This window comes from uncultured Tateyamaria sp., assembly GCF_947503705.1.
In the GTDB taxonomy this organism is placed as follows: domain Bacteria; phylum Pseudomonadota; class Alphaproteobacteria; order Rhodobacterales; family Rhodobacteraceae; genus Tateyamaria.
The window spans coordinates 312,863-333,720 of the sequence record NZ_CANNES010000002.1 but is presented as its reverse complement, the minus strand read 5'-3'; the positions used below and the strand labels follow the sequence as shown (position 1 = coordinate 333,720).

Annotated in this window: 18 protein-coding genes, 1 tRNA gene and 1 pseudogene; 10 read left to right on the top strand and 10 right to left on the bottom strand. The window is 60.5% G+C overall.

The genetic code is table 11. The annotated features are described in order from the left end of the window. The first annotated feature begins 1 nt into the window (after position 1). The 3 genes from Q1A44_RS07725 (at position 2) to Q1A44_RS07715 (ending at position 1,888) form a co-directional block, all read left to right on the top strand. A complete protein-coding gene (locus tag Q1A44_RS07725; protein WP_299622321.1) occupies positions 2-280 on the top strand; it encodes a DUF2160 domain-containing protein in 279 nt (92 codons plus the stop codon). Between the two features lie 80 nt (positions 281-360). Then, complete coding sequence (locus Q1A44_RS07720; protein ID WP_299622317.1) at positions 361-756, top strand: BlaI/MecI/CopY family transcriptional regulator; 396 nt, start codon at positions 361-363, stop codon at positions 754-756. Beyond that, complete coding sequence (locus Q1A44_RS07715) at positions 743-1,888, top strand: M56 family metallopeptidase (RefSeq protein WP_299622314.1); 1,146 nt, start codon at positions 743-745, stop codon at positions 1,886-1,888. Before Q1A44_RS07720 ends, Q1A44_RS07715 begins: the two co-directional genes overlap by 14 nt. A 158-nt stretch (positions 1,889-2,046) precedes the next feature. Here Q1A44_RS07715 and Q1A44_RS07710 read toward each other — a convergent pair. The 3 genes from Q1A44_RS07710 to Q1A44_RS07700 form a co-directional block, all read right to left on the bottom strand. Further along, a tRNA-Gln gene (locus tag Q1A44_RS07710) sits at positions 2,047-2,121 on the bottom strand. 63 nt (positions 2,122-2,184) lie between these two features. Next, entirely contained in the window at positions 2,185-3,507 is a 1,323-nt protein-coding gene (locus tag Q1A44_RS07705) for a mechanosensitive ion channel family protein (protein ID WP_299622311.1), read from the bottom strand. Then, positions 3,504-4,496, bottom strand: a complete 993-nt coding sequence (locus Q1A44_RS07700) for an NADPH:quinone reductase (RefSeq protein ID WP_299622308.1) — start codon at positions 4,494-4,496, stop codon at positions 3,504-3,506. Before Q1A44_RS07700 ends, Q1A44_RS07705 begins: the two co-directional genes overlap by 4 nt. An 88-nt stretch (positions 4,497-4,584) precedes the next feature. Here Q1A44_RS07700 and Q1A44_RS07695 point away from each other — a divergent pair, with 88 nt between their 5' ends. Beyond that, complete coding sequence (locus Q1A44_RS07695) at positions 4,585-5,502, top strand: haloalkane dehalogenase (RefSeq protein ID WP_299622304.1); 918 nt, start codon at positions 4,585-4,587, stop codon at positions 5,500-5,502. Next, complete coding sequence (locus tag Q1A44_RS07690) at positions 5,499-5,885, top strand: RidA family protein (RefSeq protein ID WP_299622301.1); 387 nt, start codon at positions 5,499-5,501, stop codon at positions 5,883-5,885. Before Q1A44_RS07695 ends, Q1A44_RS07690 begins: the two co-directional genes overlap by 4 nt. Here the strand turns inward: Q1A44_RS07690 and Q1A44_RS07685 are convergent, their stop codons facing one another. Further along, on the bottom strand, positions 5,886-6,344 hold the full coding sequence (locus Q1A44_RS07685) for an SH3 domain-containing protein (protein WP_299622863.1): 459 nt from the start codon (positions 6,342-6,344) through the stop codon (positions 5,886-5,888). Positions 6,345-6,502: 158 nt separating this feature from the next. Between Q1A44_RS07685 and Q1A44_RS07680 the strand changes: the two genes are divergently transcribed. The 5 genes and pseudogenes from Q1A44_RS07680 (at position 6,503) to Q1A44_RS07660 (ending at position 14,139) form a co-directional block, all read left to right on the top strand. Further along, positions 6,503-7,489, top strand: coding sequence for a D-glycerate dehydrogenase (locus Q1A44_RS07680; RefSeq protein ID WP_299622298.1), 987 nt, complete (start codon positions 6,503-6,505; stop codon positions 7,487-7,489). Positions 7,490-7,562: 73 nt separating this feature from the next. Beyond that, a complete protein-coding gene (gene ggt, locus Q1A44_RS07675; RefSeq protein WP_299622295.1) occupies positions 7,563-9,344 on the top strand; it encodes a gamma-glutamyltransferase in 1,782 nt (593 codons plus the stop codon). 27 nt (positions 9,345-9,371) lie between these two features. Then, on the top strand, positions 9,372-10,784 hold the full coding sequence (locus Q1A44_RS07670; RefSeq protein WP_299622292.1) for an FAD-linked oxidase C-terminal domain-containing protein: 1,413 nt from the start codon (positions 9,372-9,374) through the stop codon (positions 10,782-10,784). Positions 10,785-10,788: 4 nt separating this feature from the next. Further along, positions 10,789-11,436, top strand: a pseudogene (locus Q1A44_RS07665) (spondin domain-containing protein). Between the two features lie 201 nt (positions 11,437-11,637). Then, entirely contained in the window at positions 11,638-14,139 is a 2,502-nt protein-coding gene (locus Q1A44_RS07660; RefSeq protein WP_299622289.1) for an FAD-dependent oxidoreductase, read from the top strand. A gap of 25 nt (positions 14,140-14,164) precedes the next feature. Here Q1A44_RS07660 and Q1A44_RS07655 read toward each other — a convergent pair whose 3' ends face one another. From Q1A44_RS07655 to Q1A44_RS07630, 6 genes are all read right to left on the bottom strand, one after another. Next, positions 14,165-14,815 carry a DUF938 domain-containing protein gene (locus Q1A44_RS07655; protein WP_299622286.1) on the bottom strand — a complete coding sequence of 217 codons (651 nt, stop codon included), beginning with the start codon at positions 14,813-14,815 and terminating at the stop codon, positions 14,165-14,167. After that, on the bottom strand, positions 14,812-15,870 hold the full coding sequence (locus Q1A44_RS07650; RefSeq protein WP_299622283.1) for an FAD-binding oxidoreductase: 1,059 nt from the start codon (positions 15,868-15,870) through the stop codon (positions 14,812-14,814). The genes Q1A44_RS07655 and Q1A44_RS07650 overlap by 4 nt, the downstream gene beginning before the upstream one ends. Then, positions 15,867-16,793: an aldo/keto reductase gene (locus tag Q1A44_RS07645; protein ID WP_299622280.1), complete on the bottom strand. Its 927-nt coding sequence runs from the start codon at positions 16,791-16,793 to the stop codon at positions 15,867-15,869. The genes Q1A44_RS07650 and Q1A44_RS07645 overlap by 4 nt, the downstream gene beginning before the upstream one ends. Before the next feature lie 86 nt (positions 16,794-16,879). Continuing rightward, a complete protein-coding gene (locus Q1A44_RS07640; protein ID WP_299622277.1) occupies positions 16,880-17,488 on the bottom strand; it encodes a glutathione S-transferase family protein in 609 nt (202 codons plus the stop codon). Between the two features lie 340 nt (positions 17,489-17,828). After that, a complete protein-coding gene (locus Q1A44_RS07635; protein ID WP_299622274.1) occupies positions 17,829-19,478 on the bottom strand; it encodes a calcium-binding protein in 1,650 nt (549 codons plus the stop codon). A 277-nt stretch (positions 19,479-19,755) separates the two neighbouring features. Next, complete coding sequence (locus Q1A44_RS07630; protein WP_299622271.1) at positions 19,756-20,838, bottom strand: BMP family ABC transporter substrate-binding protein; 1,083 nt, start codon at positions 20,836-20,838, stop codon at positions 19,756-19,758. Positions 20,839-20,858: the final 20 nt, after the last annotated feature.

Here is a 20,858-nt window from a genome sequence, read left to right as displayed (position 1 = left end):
GATGTTGACCTGGATGGCATGGACCTGGCCCACGGGCGCGTTTTTCATCGCCCTGTTCACGGCCATGGCGATCATCACCTTTATCGAGATCAAAAAGCCCGGGACCTCCGAGCGCAAAGGCGCGCTGGGCCTGACCACGACGCGGGGCGACCGGCTGTTTCTGACGCTGCTTGGATCGGCTTATGTCTTCCTCGCCTGGCTGGGCATTTTTGGTGAACCGCTGTGGGTGCCTTTGGGCATTTCACTGGCCTGGGGCGTCTTCTGCTTCTGGAAGGTCTGAGAAATCATTTTGAGATACGAAAGTTTTCGTATTTACTCGCCCCCCATAACGAGTGGGCAGATGCACGCGAATGGGATGGTATGAGACAGAAGAAGAAAAGCGATCTGCTGACGGAAGTTGAGCTTGAGTTCATGAATGAGCTTTGGGCCCTGGGCGAGGGAACAGTGCGTGATGTGCTGAACCAACTGCCCGAGACCCGGAACCTGGCCTATACCTCTGCGGCGACCATCCTGCGCATCCTGGAACAAAAGGAATTCGTGACCAGTCGGAAGGATGGCAAACGCCATGTTTTTATCCCGACACTGGCCAAGGACGCGTATCAGACCCGCTCACTGAAAGACCTCTCGATGAAACTGTTTGATGACACGCCCGCGTCCCTTGTGGCGCGGCTGGTCAATGATGACAGCCTGACCGAAGAGGCATTGGGGCAAATCCGGGCACTCGTGGATCGGAGGTTGAAAAATGATACCGGGTGATGTCGTCCTCGACGCTTTCCTCAATGCCAATATCCTCTTTCTTGTGGCTTTTGTCCTGTGGCGCGCAGCGCGCCTTGTGCTGGATCACACCGGGCTGCGCCACGCCTACACAACGCAATTGCTGTTGCTGAACACCGTCTTTCTGGCCATCGTCTTTTCGCCCTTTTTGATCCTCGGGCTGAGTGCCGCGCAGACCGCGCTGCTGGGGCCGGGGGTCAATGTGACCTTCTCTGACATGATTGTCGCCTATTACCTCAATGGCGGATTCGAGATGAAGGCGAGCGAGTTTGAGCGGCTCTTGCAATTGCGTGACACGTTTACGGCCGATGTTATGCGGGCGGGCAGTTGGGTGGCCTGGGCCGCCATTGCTGCCTTTTTGACGGGCCTTGTCGTCGGCACCGGGCGGCTTGTGTTTTCGATGTTCTGCCTGGGCAAGATTGTATCGGCCAGCTATGATTGGCGGTCTTTTGGGCGGGTCCATATCCGGCTGTCGGATCGTACGTTGGTGCCGTTCTCGACCCGGGGGCTGCGCCATTACTACGTGGTGATTCCATCCCATATGCTGACCGATAGCGAGGCGCTCAAGGTGTCTATCGCGCATGAGTTCCAGCATCTGCGCCAGGGCGATATCGAGTGGGAAATCCTGCTGGAGGTCCTCAAGCCCTTCTTTTTCCTCAACCCCGCCTACCATGCGTGGAAGCGCCACGTCGAAGACTTGCGCGAGCTGAGCTGTGATCAGCAAGTGCTGACCTCGGGACGGATCGGGATCAAGGCCTATAGCGATACGCTGTTGAACGTGTGCCAACAGACCCTGCGCCGGGATCGCACGTTTGTTGTCGCGGTGCCAAAGGTGACGCTGGTGACGGCGGATCGTTCGGCGCTGCGCGATGGCAAGATGAGCTTTCTTGAGCGGCGGATCATGACCCTGTTCGACGCCCGCAGCCTGCGCCACCCGCGTCTGGTCTATGCGGCCACGGTTTTGCCCTTGATGGCGGCCGTGATGCTGACGGCGATGGCGATCCAAAGCCCTGGCGATTGGAGCCATGACAGGCTGATGCTGTCCACGGTGGTTAACCTGGAGCGGTTGGACGAGATCAACCGGCTGTCCACCTTTGGCCGCATCCGCGACTGACGAATATCGCCTGCGCGGTGTGCCGTTTGTAAACCGGTGCGCACTGATGTTGGTCAGGCCGGACCGATTCCCGAGATCGTTTTGATGTGCGCGAGACAGACTGCTTTAACCGGTCGCTCTATGCGATCCCTATAGCGTGCGGAACTGGACGGAGAAGGTGGCTGGGATGGTAGGATTCGAACCTACGGTACACTGTACCAAAAACAGTTGCCTTACCACTTGGCTACATCCCAACGTGAGGGGCTAATTAGTCTGGTGTGGCTCGGCACGCAAGGCCTTTTGCGGCAAAAAACGCATCATTCCTTCAACCCGTTCTCTGTCAGCAGGTCCGGCGTTTCCGGGTCGCTGCGCTCGGCTTCCACGATGCGGTCCAGGGCAGCCTTGGATGTGTCTTCGACATCTGTTGCCACGACAGGGGTGATTTTTTGCTCTGGCGCTTTGGGTGCGGGGCTTGTGGCTTCAAATGGTGCTGGCGTGCCGCCGACCATCTGGATGCGGTAGGTGGTGTCAGGCACTTCGATGTCTTCGGCCTCGATGGCGGCTTTGACCATGCGGATCGCTTCGCCCTTGGCCAGGGCCAGCGAGGTGTGGTTTTGGTCAATCCAGCCTGTCACAAAGAGGATCACGGCCCCGTCCCCGATCCTGTCGATCCAGGACATCGGCGCCGGTTCGGCCAGCACAAAGGGCAGGCCTGCAACCACGTCGTCGGTCAGGGTCCGCACCTGATCGAGATCCGCATCCGAGGCGACACCGATCTCGAAGTCGAAGCGGCGGGCGTCATTTGTGGAATAGTTCACGATCCGGCTTTTGAAGACGGTCGCATTGGGAATGCGGATGTGGTTGCCATCAAAGCTGAGCAGGATGGTGGCGCGGCTGGTGAGCCGGATCACCTTGCCGATGTCCCCTTCGATCTCGACGATGTCGTTTGGCCGAAAGGGCTGCCGGATCGACAGCATGATCGAGGCGATAAAGTTTTCGACCGAATCGCGCACGGCAAAACCGATGGCGAGGCCCACGATACCCGCAGCCCCGAGGATCGTGCCCAAAAGCGCAGTGGCCCCGAGGATATCGAGTGCAATTACCAGCCCGCCCACAAAGAAGGCGATGCGCACGATCTGGCGGTAGATGTCAGCGATGAACTTGTTCGGTGCGATCCGGTCCCATGGATTGCGCATCCGCGCCAGGAATATCCCCGCCGTCAGAATCAGTAAAAATGACAGCAGTGCCACAGCCGCCAGCGGCAAGAGTGCCACCGCCTGATTGAACCGGTTCTGGAACCGTTCGACTGCCGGATTGAGCCGGGCCACCACATCGGTGGTTTCGACCACTTCGTTTTCGATGGCGACGACGCCCACGACCCGCGCTGCAATCTCGTTCAGGCGCGCAGCGGCAGCGGCATCAAGCGTGGTGCCCCGCAAGGTGACGATGCCCGAGGACACGGTCACCGTCACTTCTTCATATCCGTCCAATTCATTCAGGATGTCGCGAATGCGCACGGCGATGGCGGCGTCCTGCGTTGCGCTGTCCTCAACCTCGATGCTGCCTTGAGGTTGTTCGGTGGTCTGGGCCCAGACCGGGTTTGCCCCGAGGCAGAGCAGAATGAGAAGGACGCGGATCATGCGGTTGTGTCCAGCAGAATGGCGCCGTTGCGCGTGCCCGCCTCGACCGCCTTGTGGGCGGCGGCGCAGTCCTTGAGGGCGAAGACCTGTGCCACGGGGCAATGCAGCGCCCCATCCGCCAGTGCCGCATGCAGCCGCGCGATGGCCGCGTCCCGTTCGGGTTTGGGCAAGAGATATATCAGGATGATGTCGATGGTCGCCGCCTTGAAAAGGAGGGGGCCAAAATTCAGTTCGGCTGTCATCGCCTTGGCCGAGCCATAGGCGGCGATGGTGCCGTTGGGGGCAATGACGGCGGCGTCGGTGTCGATGTTGAGGCCAAATTCGACCTCGATGATCCGGTCAATGGGTTGGCCGTTATTGGCCGCGAGAATTTGATTGGCCATCTCTTCCGCGCCGTAATCCAGCACCACGTCCGCCCCCGCGTTGGTCGCGGCCTCGGAACCCGTGGCACCGGTGGTCGTGATGACCTTTGCGCCGCCCCATTTGGCCAGTTGCACCGCCAGCAGCCCAACGGTGCCTGCCCCGCCCTGGATCAAAAGCGTTTTGCCCATGACCTCGCCACCGCCAAAGACGGCGTGACAGGCCGTCAGCCCCGGAATGCCCAAGGTGGCCCCCGTCTCGAAAGAGACGGCATCGGGCAGCGGCACGGCCTGCATCACCGGAACGCAGATATGCGTGGCGGCTGTACCAAAGGCGCGCTGCCATTGGCCATTCCAGATCCAGACGCGGGTGCCGATCCGGGTGGTGTCGACCCCTTCGCCCACAGCCACGATCGTGCCCGCGCCATCGCTGTGCGGCACGATCCGGTCAAAGGCGGGTTTGACCACACCGGGTCGCGTGCCCGCGCGCGCCTTGACGTCCGAGGGATTAACGCCCGAAACCGCCAGTTCCACCAGCACTTCGCCCGGCTCGGGATCGGGCGTCGGCAGCGCCACGGGTTCCAATACGTCTGCGGCGGCGCCAAATCGGGTGTAGGATATTGCGTGCATTTTGATGCTCTTTTTGGGGTGCAGGGCCATGGGGCTGGTCATGCGGAATTGGATTGATAGGCTGGACCTACCGTAAAAGGAGGATGCCATGAAAGCCCTGCGTACCCCTGATGCTGCTTTTGCCGACCTGCCAGGCTATGATTTTGCGCCCAATTATACCCAGATTGACGACGGCGAGGGTGGTGAGTTGCGTGTTCATCATCTGGATGAGGGGCCGCGCGATGCCGCCCCGATCCTGTGCATGCATGGGGAGCCGACCTGGTCCTATCTGTATCGCAAGATGATCCCCGTCTTTGTTGCGGCGGGGCATCGGGTTGTGGCCCCGGACCTGGTGGGCTTTGGCAAGTCGGACAAACCTGCCGAACGCAGCGATTACACGTATCAGCGCCATGTGGATTGGATGACCGCCTGGCTTGAGCAACAAGACTTGCGCGGGGTCACTCTGGTCTGTCAGGATTGGGGCGGTTTGATCGGTCTGCGCCTGTTGGCCGCGATGCCCGACCGCTTTGCCCGGCTGGTCGTGGCCAATACGGCACTGCCCACGGGCGATCAGCCCATGGGCGCGGCTTTTGAGGCGTGGCGTGACTATTCGCAGACGGTGCCAGACTTCAATTCCGGACGGATCGTTTATGGCGGCACAACCAAGAAGATTTCTGAAGCCGAGATTGCCGCGTATAACGCGCCTTACCCGGACGAAAGCTACAAGGCGGGTGCGCGTCAGTTTCCGACCCTTGTGCCATCCCATCCCGATGATCCGGCCTCTGAACCCAATCGCGCCGCGTGGCGCGTGTTGAGTGGGTTGGATCTGCCGGTGCTGACCGCCTTTGGGGCGGATGACAAGATCATGGCGGGCATTGAACGAGTGTTTCAGAAACGGATGCCGGGTGCGGCGGGCCAAGCGCATCAGATCCTGCCCGAGGCCGGTCATTTCCTTCAGGAGGATGTGGGGCCGGAACTGGCACAGGCGACACTGGACTTCATCGCAGCGACCGGTGAGGCAGGGTGAAGCGGGCACTGATCCCGCCCGCTCTGCGCGACGCATGTGCGGCGGCAGGCATGTCACCGGGGATCGTGTCGGGAACCCATGTCTTTTTGACCGGGGTCACCGGCGCTGGCGCGGATGGTGCGATGCCTCAAACGGCAGAGGCTCAGTTCCACGCCTGTTTTGACAAGATCGCGGCCGTTTTGGCCGAGGCGCACCTGACGCTGGATGCGGTGGTCGAAATGACCAGCTATCACGTGGGGCTGCGCGGGCATTTCGACCTTTTTGACGAGATCAGGCGTGCGCGATTGCACGACCCTTATCCGGCATGGACCGCCGTTGAGGTTGCAGGCCTCAGGCGGGTGGGCGCAATTGTTGAAATTAGGATTGTTGCTCAGGTAGGTTAGTCAGTCGCGGACTTCGTCCATGGCCACACCCCAAAGGCGCGCCTTGGGGGCCCAGCCCCGAAACCCGGCAGAGGTCAAGCGGCACCATTCGGGCCCACATTTGCCGAGCCGGGCGATCACGCCTGCCTCAAGCGCGGCGGTGACCGGGGCTTCGGCCTCGGGCTTGGTGCGCAGGGTCAGCATGTCTTGCTCGACGATCACGGTACGCGTACCCGACAGCAGCGAGTAATGCACCCAGCCACCCAGACCATCGCGGTCTTCGACCCGGCGCCAGTGGCCGTGTTCAGCGGTGATGCGCAAGGGCATGTCGCGGCGTTGGAACACCCAGTCGATGCGGTGGGTCAGGGACGGGCCGCGTCGCACGTTGCCCTCGTTGGCCTTGAGAGACACATAGCGGGGCATGGGAAGGTTGGTCACGGGGCCGGTGTCGCGTGCAACAGCGGGCAAGGCCACGGCCATCGCCAAAAAAATGCTCACAATCAGGCGATATGCCCAAATGACAGGATTGGTTCTGCGCATCTCTTGCCTCTTGATATGGCCGAGGTTCTTGTGCCTCGTGCTCACATCCGCCACCATGCCCCTAAATGGCGAACACGCCAAGAGCGGGGAGGGCATCAATGCCAAAGGAACGTCTGAGTGTTGTCGTAACGCGACGGTTGCCCGCCGAGGTGGAAACCCGGCTGAGCGAGCTTTTTGATGTGCGCCTGCGCGACAGTGATGCGGCCATGAGCCGGGCCGAGATTGTGGAGGCGATGAAAAGCGCGGATGTGCTGGTGCCCACGATCACTGATACGGTGGATGCCGCGATGATCGGCCAGGCCGGCGACCGGCTGAAGCTGATTGCGAATTACGGGGCAGGCGTGGACAACATTGACGTGTCCACAGCCCGTCAGCGCGGCATACTGGTGTCTAACACCCCGGGTGTCCTGACCGATGACACCGCCGACATGACCATGGCGCTGATCTTGGCCGTGACCCGCCGCATTCCCGAAGGAATGGCGGCCATGCAGGGCGATGACTGGGATGGTTGGGCGCCGAACGCTTTTCTTGGGGGCCGCGTCGGTGGTCGTCGGTTGGGCATTCTGGGCATGGGCCGGATTGGTCAGGCCGTAGCGCGCCGCGCGGCGGCCTTTGGTATGCAGGTGCATTACCACAACCGCCGCCGCCTGCGCCCCGAAATCGAACAGGAGCTGGACGCCAGCTATTGGGAGAGCCTGGACCAGATGGTGGCCCGGATGGATGTGCTGAGCATCAACTGCCCGCACACGCCGTCGACCTTTCACCTGATGAATGCGCGCCGTCTCAAGCTGATGAAGCCGGAGGCGGTGATTGTGAACACCTCGCGGGGCGAGGTTCTGGATGAGAACGCGTTGACCCGGATGCTGCGTTCCGGTGAGCTGGCTGCCGCTGGTCTGGATGTGTATGAACAGGGGACCAAGGTGAACCCGCGCTTGCGCGAACTGCCCAATGTTGTGTTGTTGCCTCATATGGGCTCGGCCACCCGTGAAAGCCGGGTCGAGATGGGCGAGAAAGTCATCATCAATATCAAAACCTTCGACGATGGGCATCGGCCACCGGATCAGGTGGTTCCATCTATGCTTTGACCGACCGGGAAACGACACGATTTCCGGCCAAGGCTTTTCAAGAAAAAGCCTTTTGCACCCAGAGGAGAGACCTATGCGTTTTTGTCTGACTGTTGCGTTTTCCTTGATTGCGGGGGCTGCTTTGGCCCAACAGACCGCCGATGCCGTGCAGCCCGAAGTGGGCACGGACGGACCGGTGGTGGCAGGGTCGGCGGCGGTGGCAGCTTCGCTTGCCGCTAAAGCCGCAGGACAGCCTGTGTCGGCGCAGACCTATATGGTGGCCGCGGCCAACCCGCTGGCGGTTCAGGCCGGTGTCGATATTCTGGCCGCTGGCGGAACGGCGGCGGATGCGATGGTTGCCGTCCAAGCCGTATTGGGTCTGGTCGAGCCGCAATCCTCTGGTCTGGGGGGCGGGGCATTCCTGGTCTGGTATGATGCGGCGACGCAGTCTTTGATCACTCTTGATGGGCGGGAGACAGCACCGATGGCGGCTACGCCGACCTTGTTTCAAGATGAAAACGGGGAACCGATGGGCTTTTTCGATGCGGTTGTCGGGGGCCGGTCTGTTGGCACGCCCGGCACGCCTGCTTTGATGGCCGAGATGCATGCGCGTTGGGGGACGGCCCCGTGGGAGACGCTGTTTGAGGATGCGATTGGGCTGGCTGAAGGCGGCTTTGCCGTGTCGGCCCGCCTTGCCGGTTTGGTCGAACGGGATGCGGAGCGGTTGGGTCGCGCGGCCACCACTGCCGCCTATTTCTTGCCGGACGGGACACCGATTGCCGAAGGGACAACATTGGTAAACGCCGCCTATGCGGAGACGCTGCGGGCGCTGGCCAGTGAGGGGGCGGATGCGTTTTACCATGGGTCGATGGCTGACGATATTGTGGCCACCGTTCAGGGGTTCTCGGATAATCCCGGCGTTCTGAGCCAGCGTGATCTGGCCGCCTATCAGGTCAAGGCGCGCCCCGCTGTTTGTGCGACGTATCGCGCCCATGATGTGTGCGGGATGGGCCCGCCATCGTCCGGGGCGCTGACGGTGGGCCAGATCCTGGGGATGCTCGAATCCTATGATCTGGCAGGGCTTGGCCCGGAGAGCCCCGAAAGCTGGCGGCTGATCGGGGATGCCTCGCGACTGGCCTTTGCGGATCGGGGCCGGTTCATGGCGGACAGTGACTTTGTGCCGATGCCGACCAAGGGGCTCGTTGACCCCGCTTACCTGGCCAATCGCGCTACCTTGCTGGAAGGCGAGACCTCATTGGAGGAAGTGGCCCCTGGCAATCCGGCCTTTGATCACGCAATGAATTGGGCGGATGACGAGAGCCTTGAGCTGCCTTCGACCTCGCACATCTCGATTGTGGACAGCTATGGCAATGTGGCCTCGATGACGACAACGATCGAGAACGCCTTTGGCGCGCGGCTTATGGTGAATGGTTTCTTGCTGAACAACGAGATGACGGATTTCAGTTTCCGCACCCACCGCGACGGTGTGCCGATTGCCAATGCGCTGGCGCCGGGCAAGCGGCCCCGGTCCTCGATGTCGCCCACGATTGTGTTCAAGGATGGGGCACCGGTGTTGGCCATTGGGTCCCCCGGGGGCAGTCGCATCATCGGCTATACCGCGAAAGCGATCATTGCTCATATCGACTGGGGCATGAATGTGCAGGAAGCCATTGACCTGCCCCACGCCGTAAACCGATTTGGCACCTTTGACGTCGAAGAGGGTACCGAGGCCGAGGGCCTTGCCCCTGCGTTGGAGGCGATGGGATTTGAGGTGAATGTGCGGGGCCTGAATTCGGGTCTGCATGCCATTGCGATTGGCGACGTTTTGCAAGGCGGGGCCGATCCGCGCCGCGAGGGGATTGCGCTGGGCGACTAGCCCCGGCGCGACAGGGAGGAACGATATATGGTGCAAGCCATTGACATGCCGCGCAATGAAGAGGGCATCGCCACTGCCCTGGGCGTGCTCAAACAGCAGTTTGGGGACAGATTACAGACCGGTCAGGCGGTCCGCGACCAGCATGCCCACACCACGACCTGGATCAAGGCGCAGGCGCCGGATGCGGTGGTTTTTCCCACCTCGACCCGTGAGGTGTCGGAGATTGTCAAAGTCTGTGCCACCCATAGGGTACCGGTCATCCCCTTTGGCACGGGCACCTCGCTTGAGGGCCATGTGAACGCGCCGGCGGGCGGGATTTCGGTGGACCTGAGCCAGATGGATCAGATTCTGGCGGTGCACTCCGATGATCTGGATTGCGTGGTGCAACCCGGAGTGACCCGCGAGCAGTTGAACACCCATTTGCGGGATCGGGGCCTGTTTTTCCCGATTGACCCTGGGGCCAATGCGTCGCTGGGCGGCATGGCCTCGACCCGGGCGTCGGGCACGAATGCGGTGCGCTATGGCACGATGAAGGACAATGTGATCGCGTTGGAGGCGGTGATGGCCGATGGCCAGATCATTTGCACCGCGCAGCGGGCCAAAAAGACCAGCGCGGGCTATAACATGACGCAGCTTTTGGTCGGTTCCGAAGGCACGCTGGGCCTGATTACCGAGATCACATTGAAATTGCAGGGCATTCCCGAGGCGATTTCGGCGGCGCGCATGTCCTTTCCGTCCATTGATGCGGCGTGTCAGGCGGTGATGACCACGATTCAATACGGGATTCCCGTGGCCCGTATCGAGCTGATGGATGAGTTGAACGTACGCGCGGCCAACGCCTATGCGGGCCTGGACTTGCCGGAAGTGCCTTTATTGCTGCTGGAATTTCACGGCTCGGACATGAGCGTACGGGAGCAGACCGAGATGTTTGCGTCCATCGCAGAGGATGTGGGTGGCACGGATTTCGCGGCCACCACCAGCACCGAAGAGCGCAACAAGTTGTGGAAGGCGCGCCATGATCTCTATTGGGCGACGCTGCAACTGCGGCCCGGAGCCCAAGGGATTTCAACGGACGTATGCGTGCCGATTTCCCGGCTGGCAGAGGCGGTGACAGGCGCGCAGGCCAAGGCGGCCGAGCTTGATCTGTTGTCGCCGATTGTGGGTCATGTGGGGGACGGCAATTTCCATTGTCTCGTGCTGATCGACATGGACGACGCGGACGAGGTCGCCCGCGCCGAACGCTTTGTCGCCTGGTTGGCGGATGAGGCTATCGCGATGGAGGGCACGTGTACCGGCGAGCATGGGATCGGTCAGGGCAAGATGCCCTATCTCGTCAAGGAATTGGGTGCGACAACCGAATTCATGTCTGCGATCAAGGGGGCCCTTGATCCGCTGGGGATCATGAACCCGGGCAAAATCTTTGGCCCGCGGAAGGATTGATCCGGTGCGGTTGGTTTGCGCCTTTTTCGTGCTGCTGATCAGTGCGGCAACAGCAGCCCTGGCCCAAGACCCGGCGGCCCGCTACCGGGTGACGGTTGCCATGAATTGGGCAGGAGATGCGGGGGGCATGCACCCCGACATGCCGCATTGGTCTCGGTTGATCGCGGTGGCACATACGTCGCGCTATGCCCTCTTTGAAGACGGTCAAACGGCGTCAAGCGGGTTGGCGCTGGTGGCCACGAATGGCCGGGTGTCAGTGCTGGAGGCGTAACTGGCAGAGGCACGTCGCCGTGGCCGGGCAGGCATGCCTGTCGTATTGCCGGGTATCGCGGATGGGGTCGGACGCTTTGAGTTCGAAATTGATCTGACCGAGAGGCATGCCCGCGTTTCCTTTGCCACGATGCTGGCCCCCAGCCCGGATTGGTTTTCCGGTGTCAGCGGTGCCGATTTGCGCGGTGGCGGCGACTGGAAGGACATTGCTGTATTGCCCTTGTGGGTGTGGGATGCGGGGGCTGACAGTGGCCTCGATTTCGAGGGGCCGAATATCGACACCCGGCCCCGCCAATCCGTGCGTCTGTTGAGCCATCCGGCATTTTTGCGACCTGATGGGCTGGACCCGATTGGCACCGTCACCTTTGAACGCATCCGTTGATCCGAAGGACGCTTGCGCGGCATGATTTATTTGCGTTGACACGCGGTCTTGGGGCTCTGCCCCAAACCCCGGAGTATTTTACAAGAGAAGAAGCGAAGCGGCTCTGAGGTCGTTTTTTTGCTGTGAGCGGTCGGGTGGCTGGCGCGGGTGGCCTGCGGGATGCTTAGAACAAGGCCAAAGGTCGTGAAAGGGAATCGCGCTATGAAAACGCAGGTCAAGGCACTGGTTGTGGGTGGGGGCGCTGTTGGCACCTCGATTGCGTATCATTTGGCGCGCGCGGGCTGGGACGACGTCATGCTGCTGGAACGCGATGAGTTGACCTCAGGCTCCACCTGGCACGCGGCGGGGTTGCTGCCTTATTTCAACATGTCCTATGCGACGACCCATATTCATGACTATTCCATCAAGTTCTATAAGACGTTGGAGGAAGAGACCGGCCTGAACGCCGGCTTTGCCGTGGTGGGCAATCTGCGCATGGCGCAGACCGACGAACGTATGGATGAATATATGCTTTACGCTTCGACGGCTGAGACCTGTGGCGTGCCTTATGAGTTCATGACCCCGGATCAGATCAAGGCGAAATGGCCCCTCATTCGGACCGATGACCTCAAGGGGGCGCTTTACCACCAGACGGACGGCTATATTAACCCCGCTGATGTGACCATGGCGATGGCCAAAGGGGCCCGTCAGCGTGGGGTGATGATTGAACGCAAGTGGCAGGCGGATGCCTTTCACTGGAATGGTAAGGCCTGGGACGTCACCGTCACCAAGATGGTGGAGAAAGGTGGCAACCTGATCCCGTCGGACGAGCAGATTGTCATCACGGCGGAACACGTGGTCACTGCCTCTGGCAACCACGCGCAGCGCACTGCCAAGATGCTGGGTATCAAGATGCCTGCAATCCCTGTCGAGCATCAGTTCATCGTGATGGAGCAGGACCCGGAACTGGTGAAATTCCGCGCCGAGGGCAATGCCGAACACCCGGTTATTCGGGATGCGGATGCGCAGTCTTATGTCCGCGAAGAACGTGGTGGCTGGATCCTGGGTGTCTATGAGAAAAACGCGCCTGCGCGCTTTGAATATGGCGTTCCAGACAGTTTCCGGGCGGACCTTTTCCAGCTCGATCTGGAGCGGATCGAAGAGCAGTATATGGCGATGATCCACCGGGTGCCGTCATGTGAAGAGAGCGGGTTGAAAGATGATTTCAACGGGCCGATCTGCTATACGCCCGATGGCAATCCGCTGGTGGGCCCGGCGCCTGGCTTGCGCAATATGTGGCTGGCTGAAGGGTTTTCGTTTGGCATCACGGCGGCGGGTGGCACGGGCTATTACCTGGCGCAGATGATGGTCGAGGGGGAGGCGGAGATCGACATGGCCTCGCTTGATCCCAAGCGCTATGGCGACTGGATGACAACCGAGTTCGCCGCGCGCAAGAACGAGGAATGCTACGACCACGTTTATATCCTGCACCATCCGGATGAGGAGCGGCCCGCCTGTCGCCCCTTGCGCACCTCGCCCGCCTATGACCGGCAGGCGGCCAAGGGGGCGCAGTTTGGTTTTGTGAACGGGTGGGAGCGGCCCAATTACTATGGCCCTCTGGATGCGCCGGAGAATTTTGACCATGACGCGCGGTCGTTCCGCCGTGGTGGCTGGTGGCAATATGCTGTGGACGAGGCTAAGGCTGTGCGCGAGGGCGTGGGCCTGATTGATGCGACCGCCTTTACCAAGCATCGGGTTTCGGGGCCGGGTGCCACGGCGTTTCTGGATTGGTTCACCACCAACAAGCTGCCACGCGTGGGCCGCATCAACCTGACCTATGCCCTGACGGCAGCGGGGACGACGCGGACCGAATATACCATCGTGCGGATTGCCGAGGATGATTATTACCTCGTCTCGGCCGGGGCCTGGACGGCTTATGATCAGGATTACCTGTATAAGGCGATTGAGGATAAAGAGCCGGAATTTGGCCGCATCAACGCACATGAGGTGACGACGCAGTGGGGTGTTTTTGCCATCGCGGGGCCAAAATCGCGGGATGTTCTGGCGTCGCTGATCAAGGATGCGGAGCCTGAGACGGCCCTGTCGAACAAGCGGTTCCCCTGGTTGAGCTGTCGTGACATTGAGCTTGGCATGTGCCCGGTGCGGGCGATCCGCGTGGCCTATACGGGGGAACTGGGCTGGGAGTTGCATCATCCGATTGAGATGCAGAATTACCTTTGGGACCAGTTGGTTGCCGCCGGTGAGCCCCACGGTATGAAGCTGGTGGGTGCGCGGGCCCAAAACTGGTTGCGGCAGGAGAAATCCTATCGCGCCTTTGGGACTGAGCTAGGCCGGGATGCCACACCGATTGAAGCGGATTTGCCCCGTTTTGTGGACTTGTCCAAAGACTTTCACGGCAAGGACGCGATGGAGGCGATTGGCGTCCGCTCAAAATGTGTGACGCTGTTGATTGATGGGCCTGACGATGCGGACCCTTGGGGGCGTGAGGTGCTTTACCACGAAGGCGCGCGCGTGGGTCGTCTGACGTCGGGCGGGTATTCGGTGGCCTTTGGAAAGTCTATCGGGATGGGCTATGTCAGCCCCGAACTGGCGGCACCGGGCACGAAATTGCAGGTCAAGATGCTGGACCAGCTTTGGGATTGCGAGATCGTCGTGGACAGCCCCTATGACCCCAAGAACGAGACGATCCGCAAGGACGGCTGAGCGGGAGGCGGAGCACACCTCCGCCTTATGGGGATGTGAAGATCAGGGCGAGGTTGTTGGCGGGCATTTGCACGGTTTCAGCGTGGGCGAGGCCGTTTTTGGTCGCCCAGTTGATGACTTGATCTCGATCTTTGTATCCGATGTCGGGGTTGGCCCGTTGCAGGTCTGCATGAAACTGCGCGTCGCCGTCGCTGGTTGTCTTGCCGTTCCGCAGGAAGGGGCCGTAGAGCATCAGGGTGCCTTTGGCTGATAGCGCAAGTGCGGCCTCCTGGATAAGGGTCCTGGCGGCGTTTTCGGCAATCAGGTGCAGCAGGTTGATCGTCAGGATCAGATCTTGCGCAGGGATGTGGCCCGACCACCCTGCCGTGCAGGCGTCGAGGTGGATTGCGGGGCGCAGGTTCGCCTGCATCGCTTCTGTGCGATAGGCGTCGATGCTGGCCAGACGGTCGGCGGCAACCTCGGACGGTGTCCAGGTTAGCCCGGGAAAGGTGGTGGCAAAGCGTGCGATGTGCTGTCCGGTGCCGCTGGCAATCTCAAGGGCGTGGCCCGTGGATGGGGCGATCCGCCTGAGCAGTTCGGTCAGCGCGTCGGCGTTACGTTCGGCTGATGGCGCGTGCAGTTTCCCACCTGCGGCGGCTGTGGCGATGGAGGCGGAGGGGGGCAGCCTGTTGCTCATGCGAACCGTTCCGGCGACAGAGCGGCAATGACCCCGGGGTCCAGTTCTGACGGGTGTTCCAGCGTCAGGTCCGCCACCAATTGACTGGCTGCAGGGGCGGTTTGAAAGCCATATCCGCCCTGGCCCGCGCACCATATGAAACTGGGGCGCGCCGGGTCGCGGCCCAACACAAGCGTGCGGTCGGGGGCAAAGCTGCGCAAGCCCGCCCAGGTGTTTTCAACCCGGGTGACAGGTTCGGTGACGTGCTGGGCGTAGCGGTCGAGACCCTCGGCCAGCACCATGTCGTCAGCCCAGGCGTCGTGCGGCTCTACCGCGTCCTCGTCAGCGGGCGACACCAGCAATTTTCCCGCGTCCGGTTTGGCGTACCATGTCTCGCCTACGCCGAAGAAAATCGGCCACTTCGTTGCGTCATGCCCGCCCGGTGCCGGGATACGCGCCATGGAGCGGCGACAAGGTGTGATGCCAATTCGTCTGACACCCGCCAGTGTCGCGATCTGGTCGGCCCAGGCACCAGCGGCATTCACCACCATTTGAGCGGTGAATGCATCGGTTCCGCAGTGTACCGTCCAATTTGATCCATGTTCGAACCCGGTGACCCGTTTGCCGGTAATGATCTGGCCACCATTGCCACGCACCACCTTTGCGAAATCCTGGATCATCCGGTCGGTGTCGATATCCTGGGCGCTGGCGTGATATGCAGCGCGCGTCACGGTATCATTCAGGATGGGGACGAAGGTGCGGGCCTCGTCCACTGTGATCTCGACCGAATTCAGGTCGGCCAGATCGGCCTCGAACCCCGTGTCCTCGCCCGTGCGACCCAGCAAGAGAAAGCCGCGCGGGGTGAGGTAGGGTTGGTGGTAGGCAGCACTTGCGCGATTCAGCGCGACAACCGAGGCGCAGCCGTAGTTTTCTTCGAACAGCGCCGCGGACCGGCCCGAGGCGTGGTAGCCAAGTGCATCCTCAGCCTCGATCACCGTGACGTGGGCATGGGCAGAGAGACGCGCCGCGGCGGAGATGCCAGCGATGCCGCCGCCGATCACGATGATGCCTGTCATGCCTCTTCGAGCCGGTCGGTGGCGGGGGCAGGCGTGACCGAAAGGGCAGTGATCCGGTCATACAGTTCGGCAGTCATATTGAACTCGAGCGCGTCGACAGAGGGTTGTAGTTGCGCAGCGGATCGGCCCGAAATGATTGTCTTGGGGCGGGCAGGATGCGCCATGGTCCATGCCACGGCAAGGGTTGCGGGATGCACGTCAAGATCAGCGGCGAGTGCGCTGAGGCCTTTGGCTGCGTTGCGCATCCACTCCACATCATAGCGGGCCTTGTAAGCGGGATCGACAGTCAGTCGCCCGGTTTCGCCAGCGGCGTACTTGCCGGTCAAAAGCCCGCCGCCCAGCGGGGAATAGGGCGCCAGTTCAATGCCCTGGTCCACGCAGGCGGGGAAAATCTCCACCTCCGACTGCCGTTTGACGAGGCTATACATGGGCTGAACGATGTCGATTTGCATCTCGAATTTGGCGGCAATCGCTTGCGCCTTCATCACTTGCCAAGCGGCAAAATTGGAAACGCCGATATAGCGGATCTTGCCCGAGTGCTTGAGCGTCGCCAGCGCGTCAAACGTTTCTTGCAACGGTGTGTTGTCGTCAAAGCGGTGCAGATACAGGATATCGACCACGTCAAGTTGCAGGCGTTGTTGCGAGGTCTGGAACCCGTCCAGGATGATCTGGCGGGTGGACCCGCCCTCGAATGCGGCCTTGGTGGCGATGATCAGGTTGTCACGCTCGGCCTGAACCATCTGCCCCAAGAGCGTTTCGGAGGCGCCGCCGTTATAGACGTAAGCCGTGTCGAAATGGGTGATGCCTGCCGCGCGGGCGGCGTCGAACATGGCCTGGCTTTCTGCGGCATCTGCATTGCTGCCGAATTGCATGGTGCCATAGGTCAGGGCGGAGAGCGGGGTGCCGTTGGGGGATGTGATCATGGGCAATTGGTGCCATGGCCAGCGCAGTACGTGCAACGGTTAATGCGCGCAGGTGCCTTGGGCCGGGGCCGTCCTTGGGGGACAGGTCAATCTGCCCCAAGGGCCGTGGCCCTTTGATAGGCGGGCCGCGCGTGTATCATCTCGACAAATTTGGCGAGCCGGGGGAAATCGGCCGCCCGGTCTTGGCGCATCGCGATCTCGGCCGGAAAGCTGAGCATGATGTCGACCGCCGACAGACCGTCGAGCACGAAATGACCGGAAGGTCGCAGCACATCGTTCATATAGCCGTAATGCGCATCAAGCTGTTGCGTGATCCGGGGGTGTAGCGGCGCGCCTGCCTCTCCCAAACGCGCAACATAAAGGTTGAGCAGGATTGGCGTCATGGCCGACCCTTCGGCGAAATGCATCAGTTCGAGATGCGAAACATAGGCTGGCGTGGTGATGGGGGGCACCATGTGGGGTGCGAAACGGGCGCAGATCATTTCGGTGATGGCCGCACTTTCGGTAATCAACCGCCCGTCCATCTCGATCATCGGGGATTTGCCCAATGGGTGGATCGCTGTCAACTCGGGTGGGGCGAGGTTGGTTTGCGCGTCGCGGGTGTAGTGTTTGATCTGATAGTCGGCCTCGACCTCTTCGAGGAGCCAAAGGATGCGGTGCGAGCGGGACCGGTTGAGGTGGTGCAAGGTGATCATGGTGCTAGGGTGCCACGTGTGCGGGCGGATTGAAATCCGCCTTACGGGCAAAGGAGGCAGATGTACGGGACGGATTTGATCAGATGGTAGATGAGGCGTAGGGCTTTTTCCTGAACTGGAGCAGAACGACACCAAACCTCAGTTCGAGCTGCAAAAGGCCGCGCGACGTTCTGTATCGGCCCTACGGGTTCGCATATTTCGTGGCGAGAAACGCTCGGTCCAGTCTGCGCCACCACGACCGAAGATGGTGGTCACGGGAGAAACACACAAGGCTATAAATCTTCACTCAAAAGGGGGGCAACTTGTGCGCTGGCTACCGATGTTTCGCGCATCATGAACGCTATGATAGGTAACCTTCGATCACGTTGTAGGCATCGTAGGGGACGTATTCACCATTCGGTAGCTCTTGTATTGCGATGTCGTCGATGGTCAGATCCTGACCGCCGATGATGATGGCAACAACCTGACCTTCGACGGTCAGTTCTGCGCCTGTCCCGTCTTCAAGAGCGGTGATAGAAATGTCGCTTTCATCGAGGGCTGTTCCTGGCACGTCTCTCACCAGGATCGTGTCCTCTCCGGCTGTGAAGTCCGTGATGATTGTCGGGTCCAATTTGTCTGGGTCACCAGAAACGACATCGTCATTCTCACTAAAGGCACCGGGATCATTTTGCAGGACAAATACGTCGTCGCCTTCGCCGCCTGTCAGATCGTTGCTGTTGAAGGAGACGATGATATCGTCGCCCGCGCCGCCATCAATGGTGTCTCTCTCAAGGTCAACAATCGTAACGGCGTCGCTTTCGTCGCGGTAGGTTACGACGTTACCGCCTTGCGCGAAAATGATATCATCGCCCGCGCCACCGTTCACAATGTCGGAACCGCCTTCGGTGGCAATCGCATCTCCGGCACTGCTGCCGGTAATGATATCGTCACCAGCGCTGCCTATTACGCTTGTGCCAAAGCCGTTTTCGCTGTCACCGATGGTGTACTCCACCGGTGTGCCGTCACTGTATTCAAACCTGACGGTAAGGGAAATATCGTCCAGCGTAAAAGGCGTGTCGCCTGATAGCCGAAGCACCAATTCATCCCCAAGAAACAGATCGCGGCCCTGGCCGTCGTCGCGCTCTTGAAGCGTGAATTCGCCACCTGTCGTCCCGTTGGGCACGCCCAAATCAACGAACAGAGTGTCTTGCGACGGATCAAAGTCGGTTATTTCACTGACCAGCGTGTTGGACAGGCTTTCCAGCGCGATAAAACTGTCCGCCCCGCTACCACCTGTGACGGCGCTGCCATCGCCAAAGCGGATGGTATCATCGCCTGCTCCACCATCCAGCGACTCGGAGAACATCTCATCGTCGCGGTCATCGCGGCTTTTGGCGTTGATTGCATCGTTGCCGTTGCCGCCGATGATCGTGTCAGATCCAGCGCCGCCTGAAAGCGTGTCATCGCCCGCTCCACCGTCGATGCTGTCATCATCCGCCAATCCGTAGATGTCGTCTTTTCCTGTGCCGCCTGTCAGCGTGTCATCGCCATCTCTGCCCAGCACCGTGTCGTTGCCCGAACCGCCATCAACACTGTCGTTGCCATCATACCCATCGAGGTAGTCATTGCCTTCCCCGCCAAAAATGGTGTCATCGCCGTCAACGAAACCGTCAGGGTAGTCCGCAAGCAAATAGCCGCTCTCCAAGACCTTATCGTCGCCTGCGCCCGCATCGATGAAATCACTGCCCGCGCCGCCCGCCAGCGCGTCATGACCTGACATGCCAAAGATCGTGTCATCCCCATCCAGGCCGTTGAGACTATCGTTGTCGTCGGTACCTTCGATCAGTTCGTCTTCTGAGGGCTCCGGCACGTCGATGGGCCCGTCTTCGGAGGTATCCGTTACGTCAACGGGATCGTCGTCTGAATCTGTTTCAGTTTCGACGGTCCCAGACGAGGTAGAACTCACGGCCCCGATCGTCATCATCCCAGCAAGCAGCAGCAGCAATTCCATAGCGTTCAACCGTTTATGAATTGGAATATAACGGGAAGCTTAACAGGTTGCATGGTTAACGACAATAATAACGGGTAATAGCGGAATCGAAGCAAATTGATCTGCAATTAGAAATTTTTGGCATATTTAGATATTCGGCGCAAAAATCTTTTTTTGTACATATCGCGGTATTGGCGGGTAGTGCGGACCCACGAACGCTTTAGTTCTTGCTGCCTCCTGGCCACAAAAAAACCCCGCGCGATGGCGGGGTTTTCTTAACTCTGGTGTTGTGACCCGCTTAGTTCGGGATCTCGCCTTCGATGCCTTCGACATAGAAGTTCATGCCGGCCAGCGTGCCGTCATCTGCCGTCTCACCTTCGGCGAGGAAGGGCGTGCCGTCCTGCTTGTTCAGTGGACCTGTGAAGGCGTGGTATGAGCCATCTGCCAGGGCCGCTTTCATCGCCAGGGCCTCGGCTTTGACGTCTGCAGGCACCGCATCCGAAATCTCGCCGATGCCGACCATACCTGGGCCGATGCCGTCCCATGTGTCCATGCTTTCCCATGTGCCGTCCATCACAGCGCGGGTGCGTGCGATGTAGTAGGGCGCCCAGTCGTCAATGATCGAGGACACGCGCGGGAAGGGTGCGTATTGGCCCATGTCGGAGGCCTGACCAAAGGTTACCACATTGCCGGCCTCTTGGGCGGCCGCCTGAGGGGCGGTGGAGTCTGTGTGCTGAAGCACAACGTCAGCGCCTTGCTCGATCAGCACATTGGCGGCATCCGCCTCTTTGGCGGGATCAAACCAAGTGTAAACCCAGATGATCTTGAACTCGACGTCCGGGTTCACCTTTTTGGCGTGGATATAGGCCGAATTGATGCCCCGGATCACTTCGGGGATCGGGAAGGAACCGATATAGCCGATGATGTTCGACTTGGTCATTTTGCCCGCGATATGGCCCTGAATGGCCCGGCCCTCATAGAAGCGCGCCGAATAGGTCGACACGTTGGGGTGCAGACGCTTGTAGCCGGTCGCATGCTCGAATTTCACATCGGGGAATTTGGCGGCAACGTTGTTGGTTGCGTCCATATAACCAAAGGACGTGGTAAAGATCAGGTCAGCCCCGTCCAGCGCCATTTGCGTCATCACACGCTCGGAATCCGGGCCCTCGGCCACGTTCTCGACAAAGACGGTTTCGACGGCATCGCCAAACTCGGCCTCGACCGCGAGGCGGCCCTTATCGTGTTCATAGGTCCAGCCGCCGTCGCCCACGGGACCGACATAGACAAAGCCGACCTTGGTCTTGGCATGGCCGTCTGCAGCAGCAGCACCGGCAAGGCCCATGGCAAGCGCCGCTGTGGCCAAAAGATGAGACAGTTTCATAAAGAGTTAACCCCCGGTTG